The organism is Nitrobacter sp. MLSD-S21 (genome assembly GCF_058809865.1).
This window is the reverse complement of the sequence record NZ_JBXASZ010000004.1, coordinates 1-22,600: the sequence shown is the minus strand read 5'-3', so window position 1 is coordinate 22,600 and position 22,600 is coordinate 1. Positions and strand designations below refer to the sequence as shown.

At 62.0% G+C, this 22,600-nt stretch carries 22 protein-coding genes; 3 read left to right on the top strand and 19 right to left on the bottom strand.

The window, feature by feature from the left end:
* From rimP to tsaB, 11 genes are all read right to left on the bottom strand, one after another.
* Window positions 1-780, bottom strand: a complete 780-nt coding sequence (rimP, locus tag AC1RT6_RS13360; RefSeq protein WP_079445138.1) for a ribosome maturation factor RimP — start codon at window positions 778-780, stop codon at window positions 1-3.
* A 336-nt stretch (window positions 781-1,116) separates the two neighbouring features.
* A complete protein-coding gene (trmB, locus tag AC1RT6_RS13355) occupies window positions 1,117-1,905 on the bottom strand; it encodes a tRNA (guanosine(46)-N7)-methyltransferase TrmB (RefSeq protein WP_079445080.1) in 789 nt (262 codons plus the stop codon).
* A 19-nt stretch (window positions 1,906-1,924) separates the two neighbouring features.
* A complete protein-coding gene (locus tag AC1RT6_RS13350; protein WP_079445137.1) occupies window positions 1,925-2,341 on the bottom strand; it encodes a helix-turn-helix domain-containing protein in 417 nt (138 codons plus the stop codon).
* A 211-nt stretch (window positions 2,342-2,552) separates the two neighbouring features.
* Window positions 2,553-4,154, bottom strand: a complete 1,602-nt coding sequence (lnt, locus tag AC1RT6_RS13345; protein ID WP_079445079.1) for an apolipoprotein N-acyltransferase — start codon at window positions 4,152-4,154, stop codon at window positions 2,553-2,555.
* Between the two features lie 2 nt (window positions 4,155-4,156).
* Window positions 4,157-5,284, bottom strand: a complete 1,128-nt coding sequence (locus AC1RT6_RS13340) for a hemolysin family protein (protein WP_079445078.1) — start codon at window positions 5,282-5,284, stop codon at window positions 4,157-4,159.
* A complete protein-coding gene (gene ybeY / locus AC1RT6_RS13335) occupies window positions 5,285-5,794 on the bottom strand; it encodes an rRNA maturation RNase YbeY (RefSeq protein WP_158081476.1) in 510 nt (169 codons plus the stop codon).
* A 62-nt stretch (window positions 5,795-5,856) separates the two neighbouring features.
* A complete protein-coding gene (locus AC1RT6_RS13330; protein ID WP_079445135.1) occupies window positions 5,857-6,906 on the bottom strand; it encodes a PhoH family protein in 1,050 nt (349 codons plus the stop codon).
* 4 nt (window positions 6,907-6,910) lie between these two features.
* Window positions 6,911-8,332 (bottom strand): tRNA (N6-isopentenyl adenosine(37)-C2)-methylthiotransferase MiaB, encoded by a 1,422-nt coding sequence (gene miaB / locus AC1RT6_RS13325; RefSeq protein WP_079445077.1) that lies wholly within the window; start codon window positions 8,330-8,332, stop codon window positions 6,911-6,913.
* Between the two features lie 207 nt (window positions 8,333-8,539).
* Window positions 8,540-8,989, bottom strand: coding sequence for a Fur family transcriptional regulator (locus tag AC1RT6_RS13320; RefSeq protein WP_309773345.1), 450 nt, complete (start codon window positions 8,987-8,989; stop codon window positions 8,540-8,542).
* Between the two features lie 144 nt (window positions 8,990-9,133).
* A complete protein-coding gene (gene rimI / locus AC1RT6_RS13315) occupies window positions 9,134-9,616 on the bottom strand; it encodes a ribosomal protein S18-alanine N-acetyltransferase (RefSeq protein ID WP_079445075.1) in 483 nt (160 codons plus the stop codon).
* Window positions 9,613-10,311: a tRNA (adenosine(37)-N6)-threonylcarbamoyltransferase complex dimerization subunit type 1 TsaB gene (tsaB, locus tag AC1RT6_RS13310; protein ID WP_079445074.1), complete on the bottom strand. Its 699-nt coding sequence runs from the start codon at window positions 10,309-10,311 to the stop codon at window positions 9,613-9,615. The genes rimI and tsaB overlap by 4 nt, the downstream gene beginning before the upstream one ends.
* A gap of 302 nt (window positions 10,312-10,613) precedes the next feature.
* On the opposite strand from tsaB, the gene AC1RT6_RS13305 reads away from it, so the two are divergent.
* Window positions 10,614-11,714 carry a DUF2778 domain-containing protein gene (locus tag AC1RT6_RS13305; protein ID WP_079445073.1) on the top strand — a complete coding sequence of 367 codons (1,101 nt, stop codon included), beginning with the start codon at window positions 10,614-10,616 and terminating at the stop codon, window positions 11,712-11,714.
* Window positions 11,715-11,844: 130 nt separating this feature from the next.
* On the opposite strand, the gene AC1RT6_RS13300 is transcribed toward AC1RT6_RS13305, so the two are convergent.
* From AC1RT6_RS13300 to murJ, 4 genes are all read right to left on the bottom strand, one after another.
* A complete protein-coding gene (locus AC1RT6_RS13300; RefSeq protein ID WP_079445072.1) occupies window positions 11,845-12,408 on the bottom strand; it encodes a NifU family protein in 564 nt (187 codons plus the stop codon).
* 213 nt (window positions 12,409-12,621) lie between these two features.
* A complete protein-coding gene (locus tag AC1RT6_RS13295; protein WP_079445071.1) occupies window positions 12,622-13,116 on the bottom strand; it encodes a universal stress protein in 495 nt (164 codons plus the stop codon).
* A gap of 135 nt (window positions 13,117-13,251) precedes the next feature.
* Window positions 13,252-14,295: a tryptophan--tRNA ligase gene (gene trpS, locus AC1RT6_RS13290; RefSeq protein ID WP_079445070.1), complete on the bottom strand. Its 1,044-nt coding sequence runs from the start codon at window positions 14,293-14,295 to the stop codon at window positions 13,252-13,254.
* Window positions 14,296-14,394: 99 nt separating this feature from the next.
* Window positions 14,395-15,954, bottom strand: coding sequence for a murein biosynthesis integral membrane protein MurJ (gene murJ, locus AC1RT6_RS13285; protein ID WP_079445069.1), 1,560 nt, complete (start codon window positions 15,952-15,954; stop codon window positions 14,395-14,397).
* Window positions 15,955-16,075: 121 nt separating this feature from the next.
* Here murJ and AC1RT6_RS13280 point away from each other — a divergent pair, with 121 nt between their 5' ends.
* Window positions 16,076-17,077, top strand: a complete 1,002-nt coding sequence (locus tag AC1RT6_RS13280) for an adenosine kinase (protein ID WP_079445068.1) — start codon at window positions 16,076-16,078, stop codon at window positions 17,075-17,077.
* Window positions 17,078-17,140: 63 nt separating this feature from the next.
* On the opposite strand, the gene AC1RT6_RS13275 is transcribed toward AC1RT6_RS13280, so the two are convergent.
* Window positions 17,141-18,061, bottom strand: a complete 921-nt coding sequence (locus AC1RT6_RS13275; RefSeq protein WP_472791101.1) for a pirin family protein — start codon at window positions 18,059-18,061, stop codon at window positions 17,141-17,143.
* A gap of 297 nt (window positions 18,062-18,358) precedes the next feature.
* Between AC1RT6_RS13275 and AC1RT6_RS13270 the strand changes: the two genes are divergently transcribed.
* On the top strand, window positions 18,359-19,102 hold the full coding sequence (locus tag AC1RT6_RS13270) for a DUF4336 domain-containing protein (protein ID WP_079445066.1): 744 nt from the start codon (window positions 18,359-18,361) through the stop codon (window positions 19,100-19,102).
* A gap of 25 nt (window positions 19,103-19,127) precedes the next feature.
* Here AC1RT6_RS13270 and AC1RT6_RS13265 read toward each other — a convergent pair whose 3' ends face one another.
* The 3 genes from AC1RT6_RS13265 to AC1RT6_RS13255 form a co-directional block, all read right to left on the bottom strand.
* On the bottom strand, window positions 19,128-19,652 hold the full coding sequence (locus tag AC1RT6_RS13265) for a hypothetical protein (RefSeq protein WP_079445065.1): 525 nt from the start codon (window positions 19,650-19,652) through the stop codon (window positions 19,128-19,130).
* A gap of 328 nt (window positions 19,653-19,980) precedes the next feature.
* The gene (gene tldD, locus AC1RT6_RS13260) at window positions 19,981-21,408 is read right to left on the bottom strand and encodes a metalloprotease TldD (RefSeq protein WP_079445064.1); all 1,428 of its coding nucleotides are present in this window, start codon (window positions 21,406-21,408) and stop codon (window positions 19,981-19,983) included.
* A gap of 150 nt (window positions 21,409-21,558) precedes the next feature.
* Complete coding sequence (locus tag AC1RT6_RS13255; protein WP_079445063.1) at window positions 21,559-22,095, bottom strand: invasion associated locus B family protein; 537 nt, start codon at window positions 22,093-22,095, stop codon at window positions 21,559-21,561.
* Between the last annotated feature and the right edge of the window lie 505 nt (window positions 22,096-22,600).

The window sequence follows — 22,600 nt, the reverse complement described above, 5'->3', positions numbered from 1 at the left end:
TTAGTCTCCTTCGATGGGATCAATGTCGCCGCGCCGCAGTCCTTCTGCGGTCAGGCGATGTTCCTTGGTGTTCTTCGGCGGCTTTTTCCCGGGGGTTTTTGAGCCGTTTTTGAGTTTCCGTTTCGGCGCGTTGTGTTTCGGTAGATCGTTTTTAGCGTGCGGCGGAAGCGGGGGCAGAACGCCGAGATTCCGTTTCATCTCGCGCTCCGCGATCTTGCCCCGCCGCATCGATTCCGCGATTAACTCGTCGGTCAGAACCAGCCGCGCGTCGGCGATATCCTCCATGATCAGCAGGACATCGGCATCGTCGTCCCGTTGGACGTCGTCCCGATGCAGGCGCACTGCGTTGTCCTCGACGCCCCGAAGAATGCCGCGGAACCGCTTGCGACCCTGATGGGCGACGGCCATCTCGACCTTCGCGAGGTGGCCGGCGTGACGTTCGAAGTCGGATCGGCGCACCAGCGGCCGGTCGATGCCGGGTGACGAGATTTCCAGCCGATAGGCCTTGTCGATCGGATCGGCAATATCGAGCACCGGCGACAGCGCCTTCGAGATCGCCTCGCAATCCTCGATCTGCATCGATCCGTCCGGCCGCTCGGCCATGATCTGCACCGTGCAGCCGGCTTCGCCCGACACCTTGATGCGGACCAGGCGGTATCCCATGCCTTGCAGGACCGGAGCGACGACCGACGAGACCCGCGCGGCGACGCCCGGCTCGACCACGAGACGAGGCTCGTCGAGCAGGTCGTGATCCGGGATCTGGGCAACGGGATTGGTCATATCCGGTTCAAGGATCGCTTTGCAGATATTAATGGGTCTGCCGGTCACAGGCTCTGCCGCTCACTATTGTCGTCCGTGTCGGCATTGTTGACTGAAGGAACCTGGATACGCCGCGGCGCATGAGGCCCGTTCAGGTAATAAAAAAGAGCGGGTCCCGACGGGTCCCACTCTCGCTACGCACTCGTATGAGAAAGTTTCCACAAATATAGCCGTGTTCGCGCTCCCCGGCAAGGCCCGGCGAGGGCGTGAGAGGCGAATTTCATCGTTCGCAGCTCTCCCCGAGCGTGGCACTGGAGATAAGACGGGATATGCCAAGCCGATCCCGCCAAAGAAAACCTACGCTCTGCCCTCAGGCGCGGGCGACGTCCGCAATGATCGGTCTGTTCGCCTGAACCGCAGATACGTCGCGCGGCGGCCTTCGCGCGTGGCTTTGCGACCGTAGCGCGTCATGGTGTAGCCCGGCCATGGGTTGCGCCAGTCGGCCGCGCGTTCGGCGAGCCAGAGGAAATCCGGCGATCGCGCCAGATGCGATAGCGTCCATGCGCAGTAGTCGGCGATGTCGCTGACGAAGCGGAATTCGCCGCCCGGCCGGAGGACGCGCGCTATCGCCGCGATGGTCGCGTTCTGGACGAAACGGCGTTTCCAGTGACGGCGCTTCGGCCACGGATCGGGATGGATCAGATCGATCCGCGAAAGCGAGCTTTCAGGCAACCACGCCAGCAGTTCCGATGCATCGCCGGCGAACAGGCGGATATTGCTGATATCACGCGCTTCGATCTGCGCGAGGATCTTGGCCATGCCGTTGACGTAGGGTTCGCAACCGATGAAGCCGGTATGCGGAAAGGCCAGCGCTTCGGCGATGAGATGCTCGCCGCCGCCGAAACCGATCTCAATACGTATTTCATCAACCTGGCCGCCGAACAGCGCGGTCAGGTTGGACGGCTCGATCTTGGCGGGATCGAAACTGAGGCGCGGCAACAGATGCGCGATCAGGTCGCTCTGGTGCGATCGCAGCTTATGTCCCTTGCGGCGTCCGAAAAACGAGCCGTGACCGGACTCACGGCGAAGCGATGTATCGTCGGCAATACGACACGGATCGTGAAGGTCGGAAGCGACAGCCATCATCACCACGCCCGGTGAAGGCCTAGCGCTGGTCTAACGGTTCCTTGGCTGCAATTTGTTCAACCATATCAACGATGCTGCGGCGCAGCTTTGCATCGGTGATCCGGGTAAATGCGCGGGTCAGCGCGAGACCTTCGGATGTTGCAAGAAAATCGGAGACATAAGCAGGGGATGGCGCCTCGCTCAGACCCTCGGTCTTGGAGATACCCGTGGGGCTACCCTCGAACAGAAATGAAACCGGAACCTGAAGTATCTCGGAAATCTGCTGGATGCGGCTGGCGCCGACGCGATTAGTGCCTTTTTCGTATTTCTGAACCTGCTGGAATGTCAGTCCCAGAGCTTCTCCGAGTTTTTCCTGACTCATGCCGAGCATGATGCGGCGCATGCGCACACGGCTGCCGACATGCTTGTCAACAGGATTGGGCGCCTTGGTCGACATCTCCTGGGTCTCCTCGAAGGGGGCCGCGATCCTTGAATACGCTCCCGGTGCCATGATCGTCAAACTCAACTCAATCACATGATAAAAATTCGAAGTTAATCCCACAGTCGGCTGCATTATACCACTCGCGCAAATTGTTACACGAACTATATCGATCGTGCGATTGGAAGCGCTGTAGCGAAACTCGCATGAAATTATTCACGCGCCGCGGCTAGTCGCGACGCCGTCGAATCACCAGAACAAACGCGATGATCACCATGATTGCGGCGGGAATATCGCCAGCGCGGGCGTAGGGTGTTGCCGTAACGGCAGCGGGCAGGCGGGAATCCAGTATGCCTTCCACGCCGAGATCGAGCTGCGCGACAATACGTCCTACGGGGTCTGTGACCACCGAAATACCGGTGTTCGCCGCTCGCACAAGGGGCAGGCCTTGCTCGATGGCCCGCAGCCGCGCCTGCTGAAGGTGCTGGTGAGGACCCGTGCTGATCCCGAACCAGCCGTCATTGGTGAGGTTGACGATCCAGCCCGGCCGGCCGCCTCTGGATTCGATGTCACCCGGAAAGATCGCCTCGTAGCAGATCAGCGGAAGCATGCTTGGCGCGTTTGGAAGTTCGATAGTCCGTCGGCCGGTTCCCGAAATGAAACCGCCTTGGACCTTGGTGAGTTGAACGAAGCCCAACTTTTCCATCAGTCCCTGAAACGGCAAGAATTCGCCGAACGGCACCAGGTGGAGCTTGTCGTAAATCGACAGGATGCCGCCATCATCGCCGATAACATAGATCGAGTTATACGCCCGTGTGATCCTGGCGTTTGGCGGCAGGTCGGGCGCGCGGACCGAACCGGTAATCAGGATCGTTCCTTTCGGCAAGAGATCGGCGATCTCCGACATCGCGTCGGCTTCGCGGGTAAGAAAAAACGGGAAAGCCGATTCCGGCCAGATCAGAACGGTTGCGCCGTTGACGCCGGTTGACTGCGGTCCGGTGGCGCGGTCCGAGAGTGCCAGATATCTCTGCATCACCGCCTGCTTGGCGGAATAGTTGAACCGCGCGTCCTGCGCCAAATTGGGCTGCATGATGCGCAGTCTGACGTTATCTGTGAATTCTGTCGGATGCTGCGATAGCCGGACTGAACCGTAGACGCTCATGGCGACGAGCAGCAGGCCCGCGATGACCGGGGCGAGCCATGGCCGGCGACCGCGGCTCCAGCCATCGATCAGTACGGCGGGGCTCGCGAAGATGGCGACGCTAAGGAACGTCAAACCCCACAGGCCGATCAGCGAGGCGGTTTGCGCCAGGGCCAGCGGCTCAGTCAGCGCATAGCCGAATGCATTCCAAGGGAACCCTGTCAGAGCGTGTCCGCGCAGCCATTCGCCGACCGTCAGCGCGGCGGCGAGCGCGAGAATGCGCGAAGCATCCTTGGTCCAAATCAAGCGCGCCAGGGCGAAACCAAGCGACGTAAAGAGTGCGAGATAGGCCGGCAGGCCGATGACGGCGAACGGCATCAGCCATGCGAAAGTCTGTGCATCGACCAGAAAGGCGTTACCGATCCAGTAGAGTCCGGGAACGAAATAACCGAACCCGAACAGCCAGCCGGCGAGCGCCGCGGCCGGCACGCCGCCGAGACGGCCGGCGGCCGATCCGTCGATCAGCCAGGTTGCGACCGGGAAGGTTACGAACAGCAACGGCCAGACGTTGAAAGGCTCCATGGCAAGCGAGGAGAGGGCGCCGGAGACAAGCGCAACGAGGGCGCGCTTCCAACCCCATGACAACGTAATGGCAAGGCCCGCCGTTCTGGCGCTGCCTGCGATGCTCATGCTCACGGGGTTTCGCCTCCATCGCCCGGCGGTGAAAGAGAGGCCGAATCGCCGTGCGGTTGAGAGGTTATATCCGATGCATTCTCTCGTCGTCGCCCGTCGCGCGGTCGAACGGGGGGACGCTCCTTGCGCAGTCCGATCCGCAGCCGCTTGACGCGGCGAGGGTCGGCATCGAGCACTTCAATCTCGAACGGTCCCGGCCCTAAAATGACCTCCCCCCGCACCGGCAGGCGACCGACATACGTGACGAGAAAGCCCCCGAGCGTGTCGACCTCCTCGCCCGCTTCGCCGGTTTCGAACGCCTCGCCGATCATGGCGCAGACGTCCTCGAGGCTGGCGCGGGCGTCGGCAATGAAGGAATTCTCGGTCTGGCGCACGATCGATGGCGGCTCATCGCCGTCGTGCTCGTCATCGATTTCGCCGACGACCTGCTCGACGATGTCCTCGATCGACACCAGGCCGTCGGTGCCGCCATATTCATCGACGACGAGCGCCAGATGGATTCGCGAGGCCTGCATCTGCGCGAGCAAGTCGATCGCAGGCATGGACGGCGGCACGTAGAGCAACTTGCGAATAATGTTGGCTTCGCTCAGTGGCAGCGCCAAATCGACAGCGCGCAAATCGAGACCGGCAGGCGGCGGTTTCTTTTTGCGTTTCGCCGTGGACGGCAGTGTGGCGCGCGCGCGCGCAGCCATGAAAGCCAGCAGGTCGCGAATGTGAACGATGCCTTCGGGATCGTCGAGATTCTCGTGATAAACCACCAGACGGGAATGTGCCGCGCTTTCGAAGAGGTTGATCAGTTCGCCGAGCGGAATGTCGCGCCTGACTGCGACGATATCGGCGCGGTGGACCATCACATCGGCGATGCGCCGTTCGTGCAGGCTGAGGATATTGCGCAGCATGGTGCGCTCAATGGCGGTGAAGCTGGCCTCGTCCGGCGTCGAGGCGTCAAGCACCACCTGAAGGTCGGCTCGGACTGATCCCGCCTTCCATCCAAACAGCGAGCGGATCGCACGCATCAGCCAGCGCTCGGGGGCCGGGCGCAGCACCTCGCCATTGTGCACGGGTACCGGCAGGTTGCGATTCTCCTGCGCCGGCCGGTTATCGCTGGGTTGGTCTTCCGAAGGCACTCACGTCGTCCATTCTTGGGGTGCGTAGGGATCTGGAATCCCGAGCCGCGCCAGAATTCTCCGCTCGAGGTTTTCCATTTCTCCTGCTTCTCCATCGGTTTCGTGGTCGTAACCGATCAGATGCAGAAACCCATGGATAGCCAGATGGCTGAGGTGATGACTGAACGGTTTGTGTTCGTCATCGGCCTCGCGGCGCAGAGTTTCATAGGCGATCGCAATGTCCCCGAGCATACGCGGCGGATCGTCGGGAAGGGACGGACCCGTAGGCTGTAGCGCCGGGAATGACAGGACATTGGTCGGCTTGTCGATGCCGCGCCAGTTGGCATTGAGCGTGTGGATGCCGGCGTCGTCAGTCAGCATGATCGCGAGCTCGGCATCGCCGGTGTCCTCATCGACCATCCCGGCAGCGGTCTCGATGGCGCGATGAATGATAGCCTCGGCATCCGCCTCCGCTCGCCAGCAATCGGCGACCACAAGGATTTCAGTCACGGGAGAAGCGGAGCTGATCATTGTATGTTTTTCGCCGCCAGCGCCTTGCGCAGGCCGGCCCTTCTCTACACTCATGTCCGGCATCAGGTTTTTCCGGTGGCCGGCCGCCGTGACAACCCTTCATAGGCGGCGACGATCCGTGCGACCAGTTCATGACGGATGACGTCCTCGGCGGTAAATCTCACCTGAGCTACGCCCTCGACACCCTCGAGCAGCCGCGTCGCTTCCGCCAGGCCCGATGTTTGACCGTTCGGCAGATCGACTTGCGAGGGATCGCCCGTGACGATCATGCGGCTGTTTTCGCCCAGTCGTGTCAGAAACATCTTCATCTGCATCGAGGTGGTATTCTGCGCCTCATCGAGGATGATCGCCGCATTGGTCAGGGTGCGTCCACGCATGAAGGCGAGCGGAGCGATCTCGATCTCGCCGCTTTGCAGCGCGCGCTCGACGATGCGGGAGTCCATCAGATCATATAGCGCGTCGTAGATCGGCCGCAGGTACGGGTCGACCTTTTCGCGCAGATCTCCCGGCAGGAAGCCCAGCCGCTCGCCGGCCTCGACCGCGGGGCGCGTCAGGATGATGCGATCGACCTCCTTGCGCTCGAACAGTTGCGCGGCCTGCGCCACCGCGAGCCAGGTCTTGCCGGTGCCCGCGGGACCGATGCCGAATACCAGTTCATGACGCTTCAGGGCGCGGATATAGAGATCTTGCGCGGCTGTGCGGGCCCGCACCGGGCGCTTGCGCAGGTTGATGGCCTCAAACGTCGAGGGCGGCGCCTTGGCATCGTATTCGAACAGCGAGCCTTGTGCGATCACGGCGCGAATCGCACCCTCGACCTCGCCCTGCGAGAGATCATGGCCCTGCGCTGCCTGGGTGTAGAGCATTTCCAGCACGCGCCGTCCCGCGTCGCAGCCGTCGCGCGATCCGGTGATGGTGATGTGGTTTCCGCGCGAATCGACGACCACTCCGAGTCGCCGCTCGAGTTGTGCGAGATTCTGTCCATAAGGGCCGACCAGCGCGGATACCGCACGATTGTCCTCGAAATCGATGACGACCTGCGTTTCGGGCGGGCCGTGTATGTCGGGTTTCCGGCTGGGAGCAAGTGGAAGGGAATCCGATGCGCTCTTGGGCAAGGGTTCAGACTCCGGCGGTCGTCTGGAACTGTGCGCCGGCCGGCGCAGCATCGTTCAACTGCGCGCGGAATGTCGGCATGGACGCCAGCGTTCCGAACAGGCTGTAACGTTCCAGGCTCGCCACGGTTACGGGTAGCACCTGTCCGATGATGGCGTCGGATGCATTTACATGGGCGGGCTGCAGATAGGGGGTGCGGCCGGCGATCTGGCCCGGCTTGCGTCCGGCACGGTCGAACAGCACATCAACCGTCCTGCCCAGCGCAGTCCGGTTGAAGGCGGATTGCTGGCTGTCGATCAGGTTCTGAAGCCGCACCAGTCGCTCGTCCATGTCGGCCGTTGACACCGTCTCCTGCATTTCCGCCGCCGGCGTTCCTGGCCGCGGCGAGTACTTGAACGAATAGGCGGCAGCGTATCCGATTTGGCCGACGAGCGCGAGGGTCGCGGCGAAATCTTCCTCGGTTTCGCCCGGGAAGCCGACGATGAAGTCCGACGAGAACGCGATGTCCGGCCGGACATGACGAAACCGGTCGATCACCCGGCGATAGTCATCAGCGGTATGTCTGCGGTTCATGGCGGCGAGAATGCGGTCGGATCCGGACTGCACCGGCAGATGCACGAACGGCATCAGGGCGTCGAGATCGCGGTGGGCATCGATGAGAGAGTCCTCGACGTCGCGCGGATGGCTGGTCGAGTAGCGCAACCGGACGATGCCCGGAATTTCGGCGAGACGATACAGCAGCTTGCCGAAAGGCCAGGGTTGCCCGTCGGGACCGTCGCCATGATAGGCGTTGACGTTCTGCCCGATGAGGGTGATCTCCCGCACGCCGTTGCCTGCCAGGCGCTCGACGTCCTCGATGATCTTCGCCACCGGACGTGACGCTTCGGCACCGCGCGTATAAGGCACGACGCAGAAGGTGCAAAACTTGTCGCAGCCTTCCTGCACCGTCACGAACGCCGAGATACCGCGAGAACGAATTGCCTGCCGTGACGGCTGCGGCAGAAAGCCGAATTTGTCTGCGATCGGAAATTCGGTCTCCAGTGCGCGGCCGTCGGTCTTTGCGCGCAAGAGCAATTGCGGCAAATGATGATAGCTCTGCGGACCCACCACCACATCGACCACCGGCGCGCGCCGAATGATCTCCTCGCCCTCGGCCTGCGCGACGCAACCGGCGACAACAACGCTCATGCCGCGGCCATCACGCGCCGCCTGATCTTTGGCGGCGCGCAGCCTGCCGAGTTCGGAATAGACCTTCTCGGACGCCTTCTCGCGAATGTGGCAGGTGTTGAGAATGACGAGGTCGGCATCCTCAACGCTGGCTGTCTCGACATATCCTTCCGGCGCCAGCGTGTCCGCCATGCGCTGGGCATCGTAGACGTTCATCTGGCAACCGTAGGACTTGATGTGCAGCTTGCGCGGCGGCGTCATGGAACCTGGCTCGGTGGACGTGGCGCGCTTATTGGCGCCCTGTTCACTTATAGGCGAGGGCGGCGAAAATCCAGCGCCCGTCCCTTGTCCGATATCGGTGAGGTCGCGCCGGACGTCCTTGTCTTTGCGTCAGCATGGCGGCACGAGCCCCACACGAAATGACTTCGCACTGAGGAGCTTACGGCGTAGCAGCGTTTCGACAGGCACTCAGGACTTATCGTCGTCCATCGGAACGCAATAGAGCTCGAGCCGATGGTCGACCAGCCTGTAGCCGAGTTTGCGCGCGACCTCAGCTTGCAGCTCCTCGATTTCATCCGACGTAAATTCGATAACCTTGCCGTCGCGCAGATTAATCAGATGATCGTGGTGACTGTCGCGCATCGTCTCATAGCGCGCGCGTCCTTCGCGAAAATCGTGCCGCTCGATGATGCCGGCGTCCTCAAACAGCTTCACCGTGCGATAGACTGTCGAGATCGAGATCTTGTCATCCACCGCGACGCAGCGTCGATAGAGCTCCTCGACGTCCGGATGATCGGAGGCCTCCGCCAGCACGCGCGCAATAACCCGGCGCTGTTCGGTCATACGCATTCCAGTGGCCGCGCAACGCTCCTCAATTTTAGTGGGTTCCTGCACGGACGTTGATTTAAGAGCCGTCATCAAAGTGTCCGGTTCCGATGGCGCATGATCCGCTCATAGAAACGTAGATAATGCGCGCGAACGATGGAAGGGAGTGCGACCGGACAAAAAACCGATGCACCGTTGCCGATGGTTTTCCTAGTTCCTTTTGCCACCGCTTGGATATTACGACAAGTTACGGCGCAACACCAATGCGTTCAGTTCCTGACCGCCCGCCTCGCGATAGTAGCGTTCGCGACGTCCGACAACGACAAAGCCGGCGCGTTCATAGAGACGCCGCGCCGGCTGATTATTTTCCTCGACTTCGAGAAATACGGTCCGCACGCCGCGTCCGGCGAGGTGGCCAAGGTGCGTGAACAGCAGACCGGGCGAGAATCCCTGGCCGCGATAGCCGGCGTCGATTGCAATCGACAGGATTTCAGCCTCGTCCGCAGCGATGCGTGACACGGCAAACCCGATCACGTTCGATCGTAGCCGCAGACGCTGAACCAGTGTGTTGCGCTCGGCGAGCATGGCCTCGAATTCGCTTTCGCCCCAACCGCGGTGAAACGATGCGCCGTGAATCGCCGCAAGGCGCGCCGTGTCGTTTGGGCTCGCGGGCTCGACAATGGGAGCGGCGCGCTCTTTGCCTGGGAACCAATTCATCATAATGCGGCCAGCGTCTGTGTTTTAAGCAAGAAATTGCCGGCCGGCTTAGCGTCGGGCGCGCGCAGGTAATATGGGCGGGGCGGCGCGGCGTTCGGACTGACTGCTGCGCCGAGCCATGCCACCCAGGCGATATCAGGTGCGGGCTGCGGATCCACCGCGACGGGGGGCGCTAGGTGCGTCGGCCAGCGGTCGGCGAGAAGTTTTGCGGCATTCCCGACCAGATGCGGAGCGCCGAAGCGCGACGCGGCGAGCGCCTCCTCGATCGGCGCGACACGCGGGTGGACCAGCGTGGCGCCGTCACCACTTATCGTTTGAAAATAAACCTGATCATGTCGGGCATCGATCGCGGAGATCACCGGCGACTTGCGGTTTTCGCCGATAACCGGTGCGGCAAAGGCTGCCAGGGTGGTCACGCCCACCACCGGTTTGTCGGCGGCAAGCGCGATGCCGCGCGCGGCCGACAGCCCCACCCGCAGGCCGGTGAAGCTGCCGGGACCGGTGGTCGCGACGATGCGGTCCAGCGCCGCAACGGCGATCCCGGCGGATTCGATGACCCTGGCGATCAGCGGCATCAGAGTTTCTGCGTGGCCGCGCCTCATCGGTAGCGTTTCCTGAGCGATCAGGCGGCCGGCGTTGGTGTCCAGGACGCCAGCGGCGCAGGCATCGAGTGCGGTGTCGATCGCAAGGACGAGCATGGGGCCAGATTAGCACCCCTGCCCAGGATTTACCTGCGGTTTGGACGAAGGAACCCGAGTTTTAGACACCAGATTGCCGCGATCTGGCTGTTTACCGTGGTCTCGGGGTCCGGCTCAGATTTAATCCGCATTTAACTAAAAGTCGCCTTAATGGCGCTCAGCGAGTCTGCGAACAGCTTCGCTGGAACTTGGGGTTACCGAATCAGCCATGCGCAGTCTTGATCCGGACATGCCGGCGGCGTGCAGACTATCGGGCACTGCCTGCAGGGATCGGAAGTAGAGTGTCTCTGGACGTGGGGCGAATGACATACGTTACGGGCAGACGTTACTATGATGTGGCGGCCTATTCCGCCGACTCGCCCCGCAAGGCGGTCCCGCAAAATATTCTGGGCGCCGCCGCGCTCGCCTGCATCGGGCTGGCCTGCGCCTGGACCCTTTATACCCATGTATCCGGCGGACCCACGGAGTTGGTGACCGCATCGTTACCGCCGCTTGCATCCAGGCTTTCGGTGGAACCGGTTCGTCGCATCGCGGCGGCCTACGAGGCATTGGGGGAAATACCCGCGCCGCGTGTGGTGAGGGCGACCACCGGAACGCCTGTGGCCAAGGCCCGTGCTCAAGATCCTGAAGCGCGAGCCCGCACGGCATGGCTCTATGGTCCGCGCTTCCTCGGGCCGCCGCCCGGCTCATTTGAGCCGGCTCAGGATGCCCCGCAGACCGTAGCCTCAATTCCGGTCGAGACCGCACCTGAGACCCTGCCGCTCCCGCCGGCACCCCAAGTCGCCGCGATTGTTCCGATGCCAGCCCCGCGTCCGTCCGAACTGCGTCAGCTGCAGGCTGCCAGCTCTTCCCGCGAGGTCGCGGAAGTCCCCGCCGCTGTCGAGCCGGAGCCGAAGAAACCGTCGATCTTCGAGAGACTGTTCGGCAAGCCCGCGGCCGGCCTGCAACTGGCGTTCGCTGCACCGGACGGCGGGGTGACCAGCGACGGTGAGAGCCTGACGCTCGGCCGCATCCCGCAATACAACCAATTCACCGCCGTCTATGATATTTCCGCGCGTAAGGTCTACCTCCCGGACGGCAATACACTTGAGGCGCATTCCGGGCTTGGCAATATGATGGACGATCCGCGTTCTGCCGACAGGAGAATGCGCGGCGTGACGCCGCCACACACCTACGATCTGTCGTTGCGTGAACGCCCTTTCCACGGCGTGGAGGCGATCAGGCTGAAACCGATCGGCGGCGAGGATAAGATATACGGGCGCACCGGGCTGCTGGCACATACCTACATGCTTGGGCCGAGCGGCGCCTCCAACGGCTGCGTGTCGTTCAAGAACTACCACGCGTTTCTAAACGCCTATAAGAGCGGCAAAATCAAGCGGCTGGTTGTCGTTGCCAAACTCTGAACTATAGCGTTTCGAGCCAGACGATACCGGAATCGCGTGAAGAACGCGTCCAATAAAAATTCAGAGAGCCCGCTTCTGAATCCATCAGAAAGCGGAAAGGCCAAAGCCTCCTGCGAAAAGACGCGCTCTTCTAGACCGGCCGCACTTCGACGACCTCGGGCACGAAATGTTTCAGAAGGTTCTGGATGCCATTTCGCAAGGTCACGGTCGATGACGGGCATCCCGAGCACGAACCCTTCATGTTCACGTAAACGACGCCATCCTTGAAGCCGCGGAAGGTGATATCGCCGCCGTCATCGGCGACTCCCGGCCGCACCCGCGTCTCGATCAGATCCTTGATCAAGGTCACAGTCTCGGCGTCTGCTTCATCGAAAAATTCAACGTCGTTGTCTGTGTTCGTCTCGCCCTCGCCGTCCGTCAACAGCGGCGCGCCCGACATGTAGTGTTCCATGATGACGCCGAGGATGGCCGGCTTGAGATGTTGCCAGTCGCTGTCGTCCTTCGTCACCGTGATAAAATCCGAGCCATAAAAAACGCCGGTGACGCCGTGCACGGCAAACAGCTTCACGGCGAGCATTGAGCGGCCGGCCGTGCTGGGGTCGGTGAATTCCATTGTTCCTTTGCCGAGCACGGTGCGGCCCGGGAGGAACTTCAAGGTAGCGGGATTGGGGGTGACTTCGGTCTGAATGAACATCGATCTCTCCGTCGCCGCCGGTTCAAGGCCGGCGCGTGGGTTCTCTAGCAGATAGCGATCACGAAGGCACGATCAAGGGCGCCAGCGGGGCAGCCGTTCCGCGGCCGAATGGACGGAAATAGCCTGGAGCCTGATCCGACTTCGTGGAATCACCCTTCTTTGATTAAGCATGATCTTATCCGAAAACCGGTTCCCACTTTTTGGGATCATGCTCTAGGACAGCGCGTCGATCGCGTCGTTCGTCAGGGTGCCGGGCACGATCGTCACTGGAATCGGAAAGTTTCCAGCGGTCTTGGCCAGCGTCGTGATGATCGGGCCGGGACCTTCGGGACCGCCGGCGGCGGCGAGCACCAGCATCGAAATATCCACGTCCTTCTCGATGACATCCAGAATTTGTTCAAGCGGATCGCCTTCGCGAATGATTCGTTCAGGCGTAATCGCGGCGATCCCGTTGGCTCGGCCGGAGGCGCGCTCGAGCGCCGCATCCGCACCTTCGTAGGCCTCAGCCCGCATCACTTCGGCGACACCGAGCCATTCCTGATTGCGGTCTTCCGGCTCCACCACCCGCAACATCACGATGCCTCCGCCGACGCGGATGGCGCGGCGGCTGGCGTAATAAACGGCGCGATCCCATTCAGCGCTGTCATCGACCACGACCAGATATTTTGGCTTGTGACCGCTCTCGTAGCTTCGACGTTGTGCGCTCATGCATGTCCCGATGCTGAATCAGCAACCCGTCGCTATGCTGCCACGGCACCGGCTGCCTCGACAAGCAGGTTCCGGACCGCGACATACTATAGCGTTTTCGAGCGAAGTGGATATCGGTTCGCAAACGGAAAGGCTTTAGCGCCCGCGGATGAAACCGACGATGTCCTTCACCGCGTCCATGGTCTCCGATGCGATCACGCTGGCACGCTCGGCGCCCTCGATCAGAATCTGGTCGACATGGGCCGGATCGTCGGTGAGCCGTTTCATCTCGCGAGCGATCGGCGATAGCTTTGCGACCGCGAGATCGACGAGGTTGGATTTGAAGCTCGAGAACTGCGCGCCACCGAACTCTGCGAGGAGCGCGGATTTGGGCTTCCCTGAGAGCGCCGCATAGATGCCGACCAGGTTGTCGGCCTCGGGGCGGTTTTCCAGCCCCTTTTCCTCCGACGGCAGAGGTTCCGGATCGGTCTTGGCCTTACGGATCTTTTGCGCGATGGCATCGGCGTCGTCAGTCAGATTGATGCGCGAATAATCGGACGGATCCGACTTGGACATTTTCTTGGTGCCGTCGCGCAGGCTCATCACCCGCGTCGCAGGCCCCGTGATCACGGGCTCCGGCAGCGGAAAAAATGTGTCGCCATGACCGTTGGCGGCGATCGACTCCGAAAAGTCGTTGTTGAATTTCTGCGCGATGTCGCGGCTGAGTTCGAGGTGCTGTTTCTGATCCTCGCCGACCGGAACGTGCGTCGCGCGATAGACCAGGATATCCGACGCCATCAGAACCGGGTAATCGTAAAGCCCGACCGACGCGTTCTCGCGATCCTTGCCGGCCTTTTCCTTGAACTGGGTCATGCGGTTGAGCCAGCCGAGCCGCGCCACGCAGTTGAGCACCCACGTCAATTCGGCGTGCCCGGCCACCTGACTTTGGTTGAAGATGATGTGCTGCTTCGGATCGATCCCGCTCGCGATAAAGGCTGCCGTCACTTCGCGGGTGGCGCGGCGGAGCTCATTGGGCCCGCCCCAGACGGCGACGGGCACGGTGATGGCATGAAGATCGACCACGCAATAGAGACACTCGTGGTCAGCCTGCAATTTTACGAAATTAACGATGGCGCCGAGGTAATTGCCGAGATGCAGATTGCCGGTCGGCTGAACGCCTGAAAAAACCCGTGTCGTCATCGTTTGGTTCCTGCTTGCCCGCGCGCGATTCGGAAAACATGCGGCGAAACGCGGGGCTCATGCCTTCGGTCCGGCGCGCCGTCCATTGCCACGCGGAATCTAAGCGCGCAAGTCGCCGGATCGCGATCGCATCAGCGCGGCTTGTATGTCGTTCCGATCGATGACCCTGAACGTCAACAGCAGCAGGCCGTAGATCACGACGCCTGCGGCGATCAGGACGACCAGCGTGGCGGCCTGGAGCAACCCGTGCACGCTGGACATTGGGTATAGTAGCCGACCAGCGAACCACAAAACGCCGCCCATCACGAGCGCCGCCAGCCCGATGCGCGGCAGACGCCGGCGCGCTTCGGCATCGATGGAAAATCCAAAGGTACCAGCAATGCTGCGGACGAGACTCACCGCATTGCTCCATGCACCGAGCGCGACGGCGACAGCTATTCCCGCGACCCCGAACAGCCGTCCGAATACGAACGCGAGTACCATCGCGACCGCCACGCCCCTCAGTGTGGCCATAAGCGGCGTCATTGTATTGCCGCGTGCGAAGAACGCCGGAGACAGCGCCTTGATCAGCACATAGGCGGGAAGGCCGAAGCCAAGACAGCCCAGCGCGAGCGCCGTTGCGCTCGTGTCGGCCGCGGTAAACGCGCCGTGCTCGAACAGCACCCGCACGATCGGCTCGCTGAGGACGATCAAGCCGACCGCCGCGGGCAAGGCGAGAGCTCCCGCCAGTTCGATCCCGCGTGACTCGGCATTGACCATCGCCGCTCTGTCGCCCTTGTTGAGGGCTTGGGTCATTTCGGGCACCAGCACGGTGGAGATGGCGACGCCAATCATTCCCAGCGGCAACTCGATCAGGCGGTTTGCGAAGTAAAGCCACGACACGGCCGACGGCGATGTCGACGCGACGATTGCGCCGGCTAAGATCAGCAGTTGCGGCCCTGAATTCGCGATCATGCCGGGGACGGCCTTACGGGCAAAATCCCGCATTCCGGGATCGAGCGATATTCGTAAGGGACTTGCGAGATCGTCGCGGCGAGTCAGGAGCGCAAGCACCGCGAGTTGCAGCAATCCCGCGACGCCGACGGTTGTCGCCATCACCACTGCGGCAAAATGTGAGTCCTGATGCAACGACAGCAGCAGCACCGCGACGAGGATCAGGGCGACATTGAACAGCAGCGGCGAGAACGCGGTGATCGCGAAGCGATGCCGGGCGTTCAGCAGGCTCATGATGACGGTCGCGGGACCTGCGAAAGCGAGATAGGGCAGCATCAGCCGTGCGTCGGTGACGACGAGTTGCAAGCTCTCGCTGCCGACAAAACCCGGCGCGAGCACCCTCATGAGAAGCGGCATCGCCACGCCGGCGATCACGGCCAGCGCAATCAGCATCGCGCTCACGGTTGCGAGCACGTTGCCGGCGAAGGCCGATGCGGCGGCAAGGCCGCTACCGTCGCGCAGGCGCATCCACGCCGGCACCAGCGCCGCATTCAGGGCACCTTCACCGAGCATCCGGCGGATCACGTTGATGAGCTGAAACGCCATCAGAAAAGCGTCGGCGACCGGGCCCGCGCCGAGCAGCGCCGCGGTCAGCGCATCGCGCGCGAAACCAAGCAGCCGCGAGGCCAGGGTGCCTGAGGAGACTGTGAGGACGGAGCGGATCATGGCGAGGTTGGCCGTACCGTGCTTGATGGCATGGAGGTGCCGTGATACGCGGCACCTTCACAGGTCAGGAGTCTGACCGGATTCCTCGCTTTACCGCAATTGCCGCGACAGGATATTCTTAATGACTGCAGCGAAATACGACGTGCTTGCGATCGGCAATGCGATTTTCGATGTTCTGGTGCGGACCGATGAGGGCTTTCTCGCCGCCCACGGCATGACCAAGGGCGGCATGGCGTTGATCGACGAGGCGCGCGCGGCCTCGATCTATGCCGACATGGGACCCGCGACCGAGATGTCGGGCGGCTCGGCCGCAAATACCATCGTCGGTCTTGCGGGGTTCGGGGCTCGCACCGCCTATGTTGGCAAGGTGAAGGACGATCAAATCGGCCGTCTCTATACCCATGATATTCGGGCCGCCAAGGTGGCCTTCGATACGCCGCCAGCATCCGACGGCTCCGCCACCGGCTGTTCCTACATACTGGTGACGCCGGACGGCGAGCGCACCATGAATACCTATCTTGGCGCGGCTCAGGATCTGTCGCCGGCGGACATCGATCCGGACACCGTCGCCGCCGCGTCGATCCTCTATCTCGAGGGCTATCTGTGGGACCCCAAAGCCGCCAAGGAGGCGTTTCTCAAGGCATCGCAGATCGCGCATGACGCCAAGCGACAAGTCGCGCTGACCTTATCGGATGCGTTCTGCGTCGATCGCTACCGGGACGAATTTCTGCAATTGATGCGAAGCGGCGCCGTCGATCTGATCTTCGCCAACGAGACCGAACTGCATTCGCTCTACCAGACCTCCGACTTCGAAACGGCGCTGGCGCAATTGCGCGAGGACATTGCGCTCGGCATCGTCACCCGCAGCGAGAAGGGCTGCGTCGTCGTGACGAAGGATGAAACAACGGCGGTCCCGGCGTGCTCCATCGACACGTTGGTCGACACCACGGGAGCCGGCGATTTGTTCGCCGCCGGTTTCCTGTTTGGGCTGGTGCGCGGCGCGAGCCACGAAGACGCGGGGCGGCTCGGCGCGCTCGCCGCGGCAGAGGTCATTCAGCACATCGGCGCACGGCCGCAGGTGTCGCTCAAGGAACTGGCACAAGCGAACGGCTTGCCGGTGTAGGCCATAGCGTTTTCAAGCGAAGTGGTGACCTGTTCGCGTAACGAAAACGCGTCAACATAAAGATCAGTTTTCCGGCAACGGAATGAACTCGTGCTCGTTCGGCACGGGTGCGAAGTGGCCGGTTTTCCAGTCCTGCTTTGCCTGTTCGATACGCTCCTTGCTCGAGGAGACGAAATTCCACCAGATGTGCCGCGGTCCTTCGAGCGCGTCGCCGCCAAGGAACATCATACGCGCCGGCTTTGTCGCGCGTACCGTGATGCGGTCGCCGGGACGAAAAATCAGCAGCTGCGGCGCTTCGTATCGGTCGCCCGCGATCTCGATCTCGCCGTCAACGATATAGATCGCGCGCTCTTCGTGGTCCGCGTCGAGCGGCACGCTCATGCCGGCCTCGAGAGCGACCTCGACGTAGAACCACGGTGACACCATCTCGACCGGCGAGGTTGCGCCAAACGAACGGCCGGCGATGATACGGGCGCGGAATCCCTTGTCCTGCACCGTTGGCAGGCTGGCAGCGCCGTAGTGCTGGAAGGACGGCGCGATCTGCTCCTTGTCGTTCGGCAGCGCTATCCAGCTTTGCAGGCCGAGCATCATCTGCCCGCTGGCACGCTGCGCGTCGGGCGTGCGTTCGGAATGTGCGATGCCGCGACCCGCGGTCATCAGGTTCATGGCGCCCGGCTGGATTTCCTGGATGTTACCTTCGCTGTCGCGGTGCATGATGCTGCCGTCGAACAGGTAAGTGACGATGGCCAGTCCGATATGCGGATGCGGCCGCACGTCCATGCCCTTGCCGGAGACGAACTGCACCGGACCGAAATGGTCGAAGAAGATGAACGGGCCGACCATCTGTCGCCTGCCATGAGGCAGCGCCCGGCGCACGGCGAATCCGTCGCCGAGATCTCGGGTGCGCGGCACGATGACAAGTTCGAGCGCATCGCAGGATTTGGGATCGCCGAGGGTGGGGTCGTTGGAAGGAAGCCAGCTCATGATGTCTCCATCAGACAATAACGATTGAACCCTAAAGGTCGATTCAGCTGCGTTGAAATCAAACTCTTTTGATTCTTTGACTGAGCATGATCTTGTCCGAAAACCGGTTTCTACTTCTCGGGATCATGCTCTGAATTATCGCGGTCGGTCGGTTGACAACCGCGCGGGAGAGAATGGACTTCAATTCCGGCTTCACGAAGCCGTCGTTCACTGGATCAAACTTTGTTCTTGTCCGTTGGGTGAGCGTAATCTTGCCCGAAGATTGGTCAGTTTTGGGATGCGCTGGACAGTCGTGCCATGGAACGAGATACGCCCGCGACCTATCCGCCGCTCGACACGCTTAAGCGCGTCGCCGACGACGTCTGGATCGTCGATGGTCCGACGATCCTCTTCGGCCCGCCTTTGCTGAAAATGCCGTTCTCGACCCGCATGACAGTCATCCGCATCGGGAGCGATTTGCTTGTCCATTCGCCGACGCGGCTGACGCCCGAACTCAAGCGGAGTGTCGAAGGCCTCGGCCGGCCGCGCTGGGTCATCGGACCCAACCGGATCCACTACTGGTGGATTCCGGACTGGCACAACGCCTTTACTGATACCGAGGTCTATCTCGCGCCGCGCATCCGCGAGCAGGCAGGCAGCCGTATCGATTTCGATTGCCAAGCGCTTGACCGGGATCGGGGTTACCCCTGGGACAGCAGCGTGGCGACGCTTCCGGTCGAGGGCAGCTACATGACGGAAGTCGTTTTCTTTCATCGCCGGAGCCGGACGCTGGTGGTGACCGATCTGATCGAGAATTTTGAGCCTCACAAGCTGCACTCAGTTTTCATGCGCTGGCTGACGCGGCTCGGCTGCGCGCAGGACCCGAACGGATCGATGCCGCGCGACATGCGTGCATCCTATCGCAACAAGGCGCGGTTGAGGTTTGCCGTGGAATCTATGATCGACTGGAATCCGGAGCGGATTATTCTGGCCCATGGCCGATGGTACGATTGCAATGGCACGGACGAATTACGCCGCGCCTTCCGGTGGCTATTGCGATAACGGTGGGCTCGCGAGGCCGCCGGCATCAGTCGAACAGACCGAACGGATTCCACGCGGCGTTGCGGGCATAGCGCGGGCGCTCGGCCTCTTGCGCGATCCTTGCCGGGCGGGCATGGGCAATATGCTTACGCGTCGCTGGCTTCGCGGCGACCTTGGACCGTTCCGCGGTCGCTTCCTTCGGCATTTCCGCCCGCGCTTCGTAGACGTGGTCCGCCGGCAGATAACGGAGATGGCGTTCCCACTGCAGACGATCGGGGGTTGGCGCCAGCGTGGCGACGTTCGGATAGACGACAGGATGGGGATGTTGCTTCGCCCGCTCGAAACGTTTCTCCGACCGGCGCCAATTATCTATTGTATTGAGAACCGCCTGCCCTGCGGCCGATGCCTGGCTCGCAGATCCGGATTCTGCCGTTGACGCTGCCACGTTTATGGCAGCCGGGCGGTTATCAGCAATCTCCACGTGATCACTGGGCCACAGCAAACCAGCGACAAAAAGCAAGCCTGCAAGGCAGCAACCCATCACCACAAAATAACGGAAGATCGGCATCATACCCACCAACGCACAGTCAGAAACAAAAACGCGACCTGTACGATTAGGTTCCTGATGATGGGTTCGGGTTCAAGCGAATATCGGAAATATGGTTCACACGCGCGTGTTCGTCGCCCGGAACAGCGACTTACGACCGCGAGCCGCCAGTTGGCGGATGGCCGTACTGACGGCAATCCTTGATGTAGACGAGCGGCGCCATTTGCTCATGTCGCAGGCGGCTATCGCGTTCGAGCGAAGTGGATTCCAGTTCGCGTGAAGAAAGCGCGTCAAAACAACAATGTGGAGCATTGGCGCCATGGGCGTCGCGGCGGATGCGGACGTATCCGCGTTATCCGCCCGTTCCTCCGACCGTTATTCGCTCCATTCGCAAGGTCGGCTGACCGACGCCAACGGGTACGCCCTGACCGTTCTTGCCGCACGTGCCGATGCCGTCGTCCAGCGCGACATCGTTGCCGACCATGGTGATGCGATGCAAATCGGTTGGCCCGTTGCCGATCAGCATGGCGCCTTTCAGCGGAGCGCCGATCTTGCCGTTCTCGATCAGGTAGGCCTCGGTGCATTGGAACACGTATTTGCCCGAGGTGATGTCGACTTGGCCGCCGCCGAAATTGACCGCATAGATGCCGTTCTTCACCGACGCGAGGATTTCCGCCGGATCGCGATCGCCCGCCGGCATATAGGTGTTGGTCATGCGCGGCATCGGTACGTGGGCATAGTCCTGACGGCGGCCATTGCCGGTCGGCTTCATTCCCATCAGCCGTGCGTTCTGACGATCCTGCATGTAACCGACCAGGATGCCGTCCTCGATCAGCACGGTGCGGTTGGTCGGCGTGCCCTCGTCATCGATGGAAAGGGAGCCCCGTCGGGCCGAAATGGTGCCGTCGTCGACCACGGTGACGCCTTTGGCCGCGACCTGCTGACCCATCAGCCCCGCGAAAGCGGACGTCTTCTTGCGGTTGAAGTCGCCTTCGAGACCGTGTCCTACCGCTTCGTGCAGCATCACGCCGGGCCAGCCCGGGCCGAGCACCACGTCCATCTCGCCGGCGGGCGCAGGGATCGATTCCAGATTGATCAGCGCCTGACGGATAGCGCCCTCTGCCGCTGACCGCCACGCTTTGGTCTCGATGAAGCGGGCATAGCCTTCGCGGCCGCCATAGCCCTGGCTGCCGGTTTCCTGCCGGTCGCCCTGTCCGGCGACGACGGAGATGTTCACTCGCACCAGCGGACGGACATCGCGGTAGCTTTCGCCGTCCGGCCGCATGATTTCAACGACCTGCCATGTCGCCCCGAGGCTGACGGACACCTGACGCACCCGCGGATCCTTATCGCGGACATAGGCGTCGATTTCGGCAAGCAGCTTGACCTTGGTCTCGAAGCCGAGGCCATCGAGCGGATTGTCATCGCCGTAAAGCCGTACGTTAGTATGGGAGGGAGCGGCCGCGAAAGTGCCCTGATAGCCGCCGCGCACGGCGCCGACGGCATCGGCAGCGCGGATCAGAGCGGGCAGCGAAACGTCGGACGAATGGGCGTAGCCGACGGCGTCGTCCTTGACCGCGCGAAGGCCGAAGCCTTGCGAGGTATCATAGGTCGCCTGCTTGAGCCGGCCGTTATCGAACATCAAAGCTTCGCTCTGGTTATATTCGAGAAACAGTTCGCCATCGTCCGCGCCTTTGAGGCCCCGCGCAACTTCGTTGCGTACGGAATCGCGGTCGAGATCCGCGCGTTCGAGCAGAGATGTGCTAGTGGGGCTGGTCATGCGAACTCCGGATGCAACGTGCCCGTTCCGTATGGTTCAGGCGGACAGAAGTTCAAGATAGGTATGATTACCGCCAGATGGGAGGCTTTTTCTGCCGAACTTCTCGAGTGGCGTCGCGCTACTCGCTGAGGCGAGCTTCAGATTCGGGCTCTAGGGCAGCTTGTCGTAACCTTCGCCGAGCCCGTTCAGGCTGAGTGGAAAGCCAATGCCTTCCTCGGGTGTTTCGAAGATGATGAATGTCGCCGTCTTTGCGCTGCGCAATTGCCCAAGCAGCTTGTCGTCCAGAACGACCTCGGCGACACAGCCGTTTGGGAGGCAGCGCACGAAACCGGCGCGGCCAACGTCGACGTTGTCGAGCTTCAGCCCGAGGCCGGAGGGCAGCAACACGCCGAGCGGCGCCACCACGCGCATCAGCCGGCTTTTTTGGTCGGCGGTCTTGAGCACAATCACGGTCAGACCGGCATTGGAGCGATCCTCCGCCACCACGCTCTGGATCAAGGCACATTGCTCGGCCTTCGCTCCGGGAGGAGTATCGCAGCGGATCTGCCAATCGCCATGAACGGATTTGACGGCTCCCTGGGCCTCGGCCGCACTGGTAAAGCCGACCACGAGAAGTGCGGCGGCGAAGCCCGCCAAAGCGCGGAGCGGCTGCCGCCGAGCCGCCATGCGCGGGAATGCATATCTCATATGTTGTTTAGAAGGCTCCATCCGGGTCGATCCCCTGCTTTCGACCATGCCTCGCCGCCTGACGGTCAATGACGGCGCCTTGAAGGCGGTCCCGGCCCGGATTAGCCCGAACCACGGCCGAATCTGCGAAGCGGCCGAGCCTGTGCCTACATCGGACAATCCGCCTGTCAAGCGGCGTCCTGCCGTGAACCCTGTGTTTCGCTCCGCGTCGTCGGCCCGATGCGTTTATAGCCCACGCGCCGCACGGCCGTTTTAAGCATCGCTCAACTCGCTGTCCTTGGTCCTTGCGAGGCGCGACAAATTATGGTTTGAGAGGGGCGGCTTTGGACGCATTCTAGCTAAACGGCGCGCAGGCTGTTTGCGGAAGCGTCAGAGGAGCAGCAGGCTCGTCCTCGGCGGGAACTGCTTAGGGGCTTGTTTAGGGTTTATTTATGACAAGGAGCGCGAGCGGCATGAAGATGTCGATGGGCCAGTCTGGCCGCCGGTTTGGCCGCCGGTTTCTGGG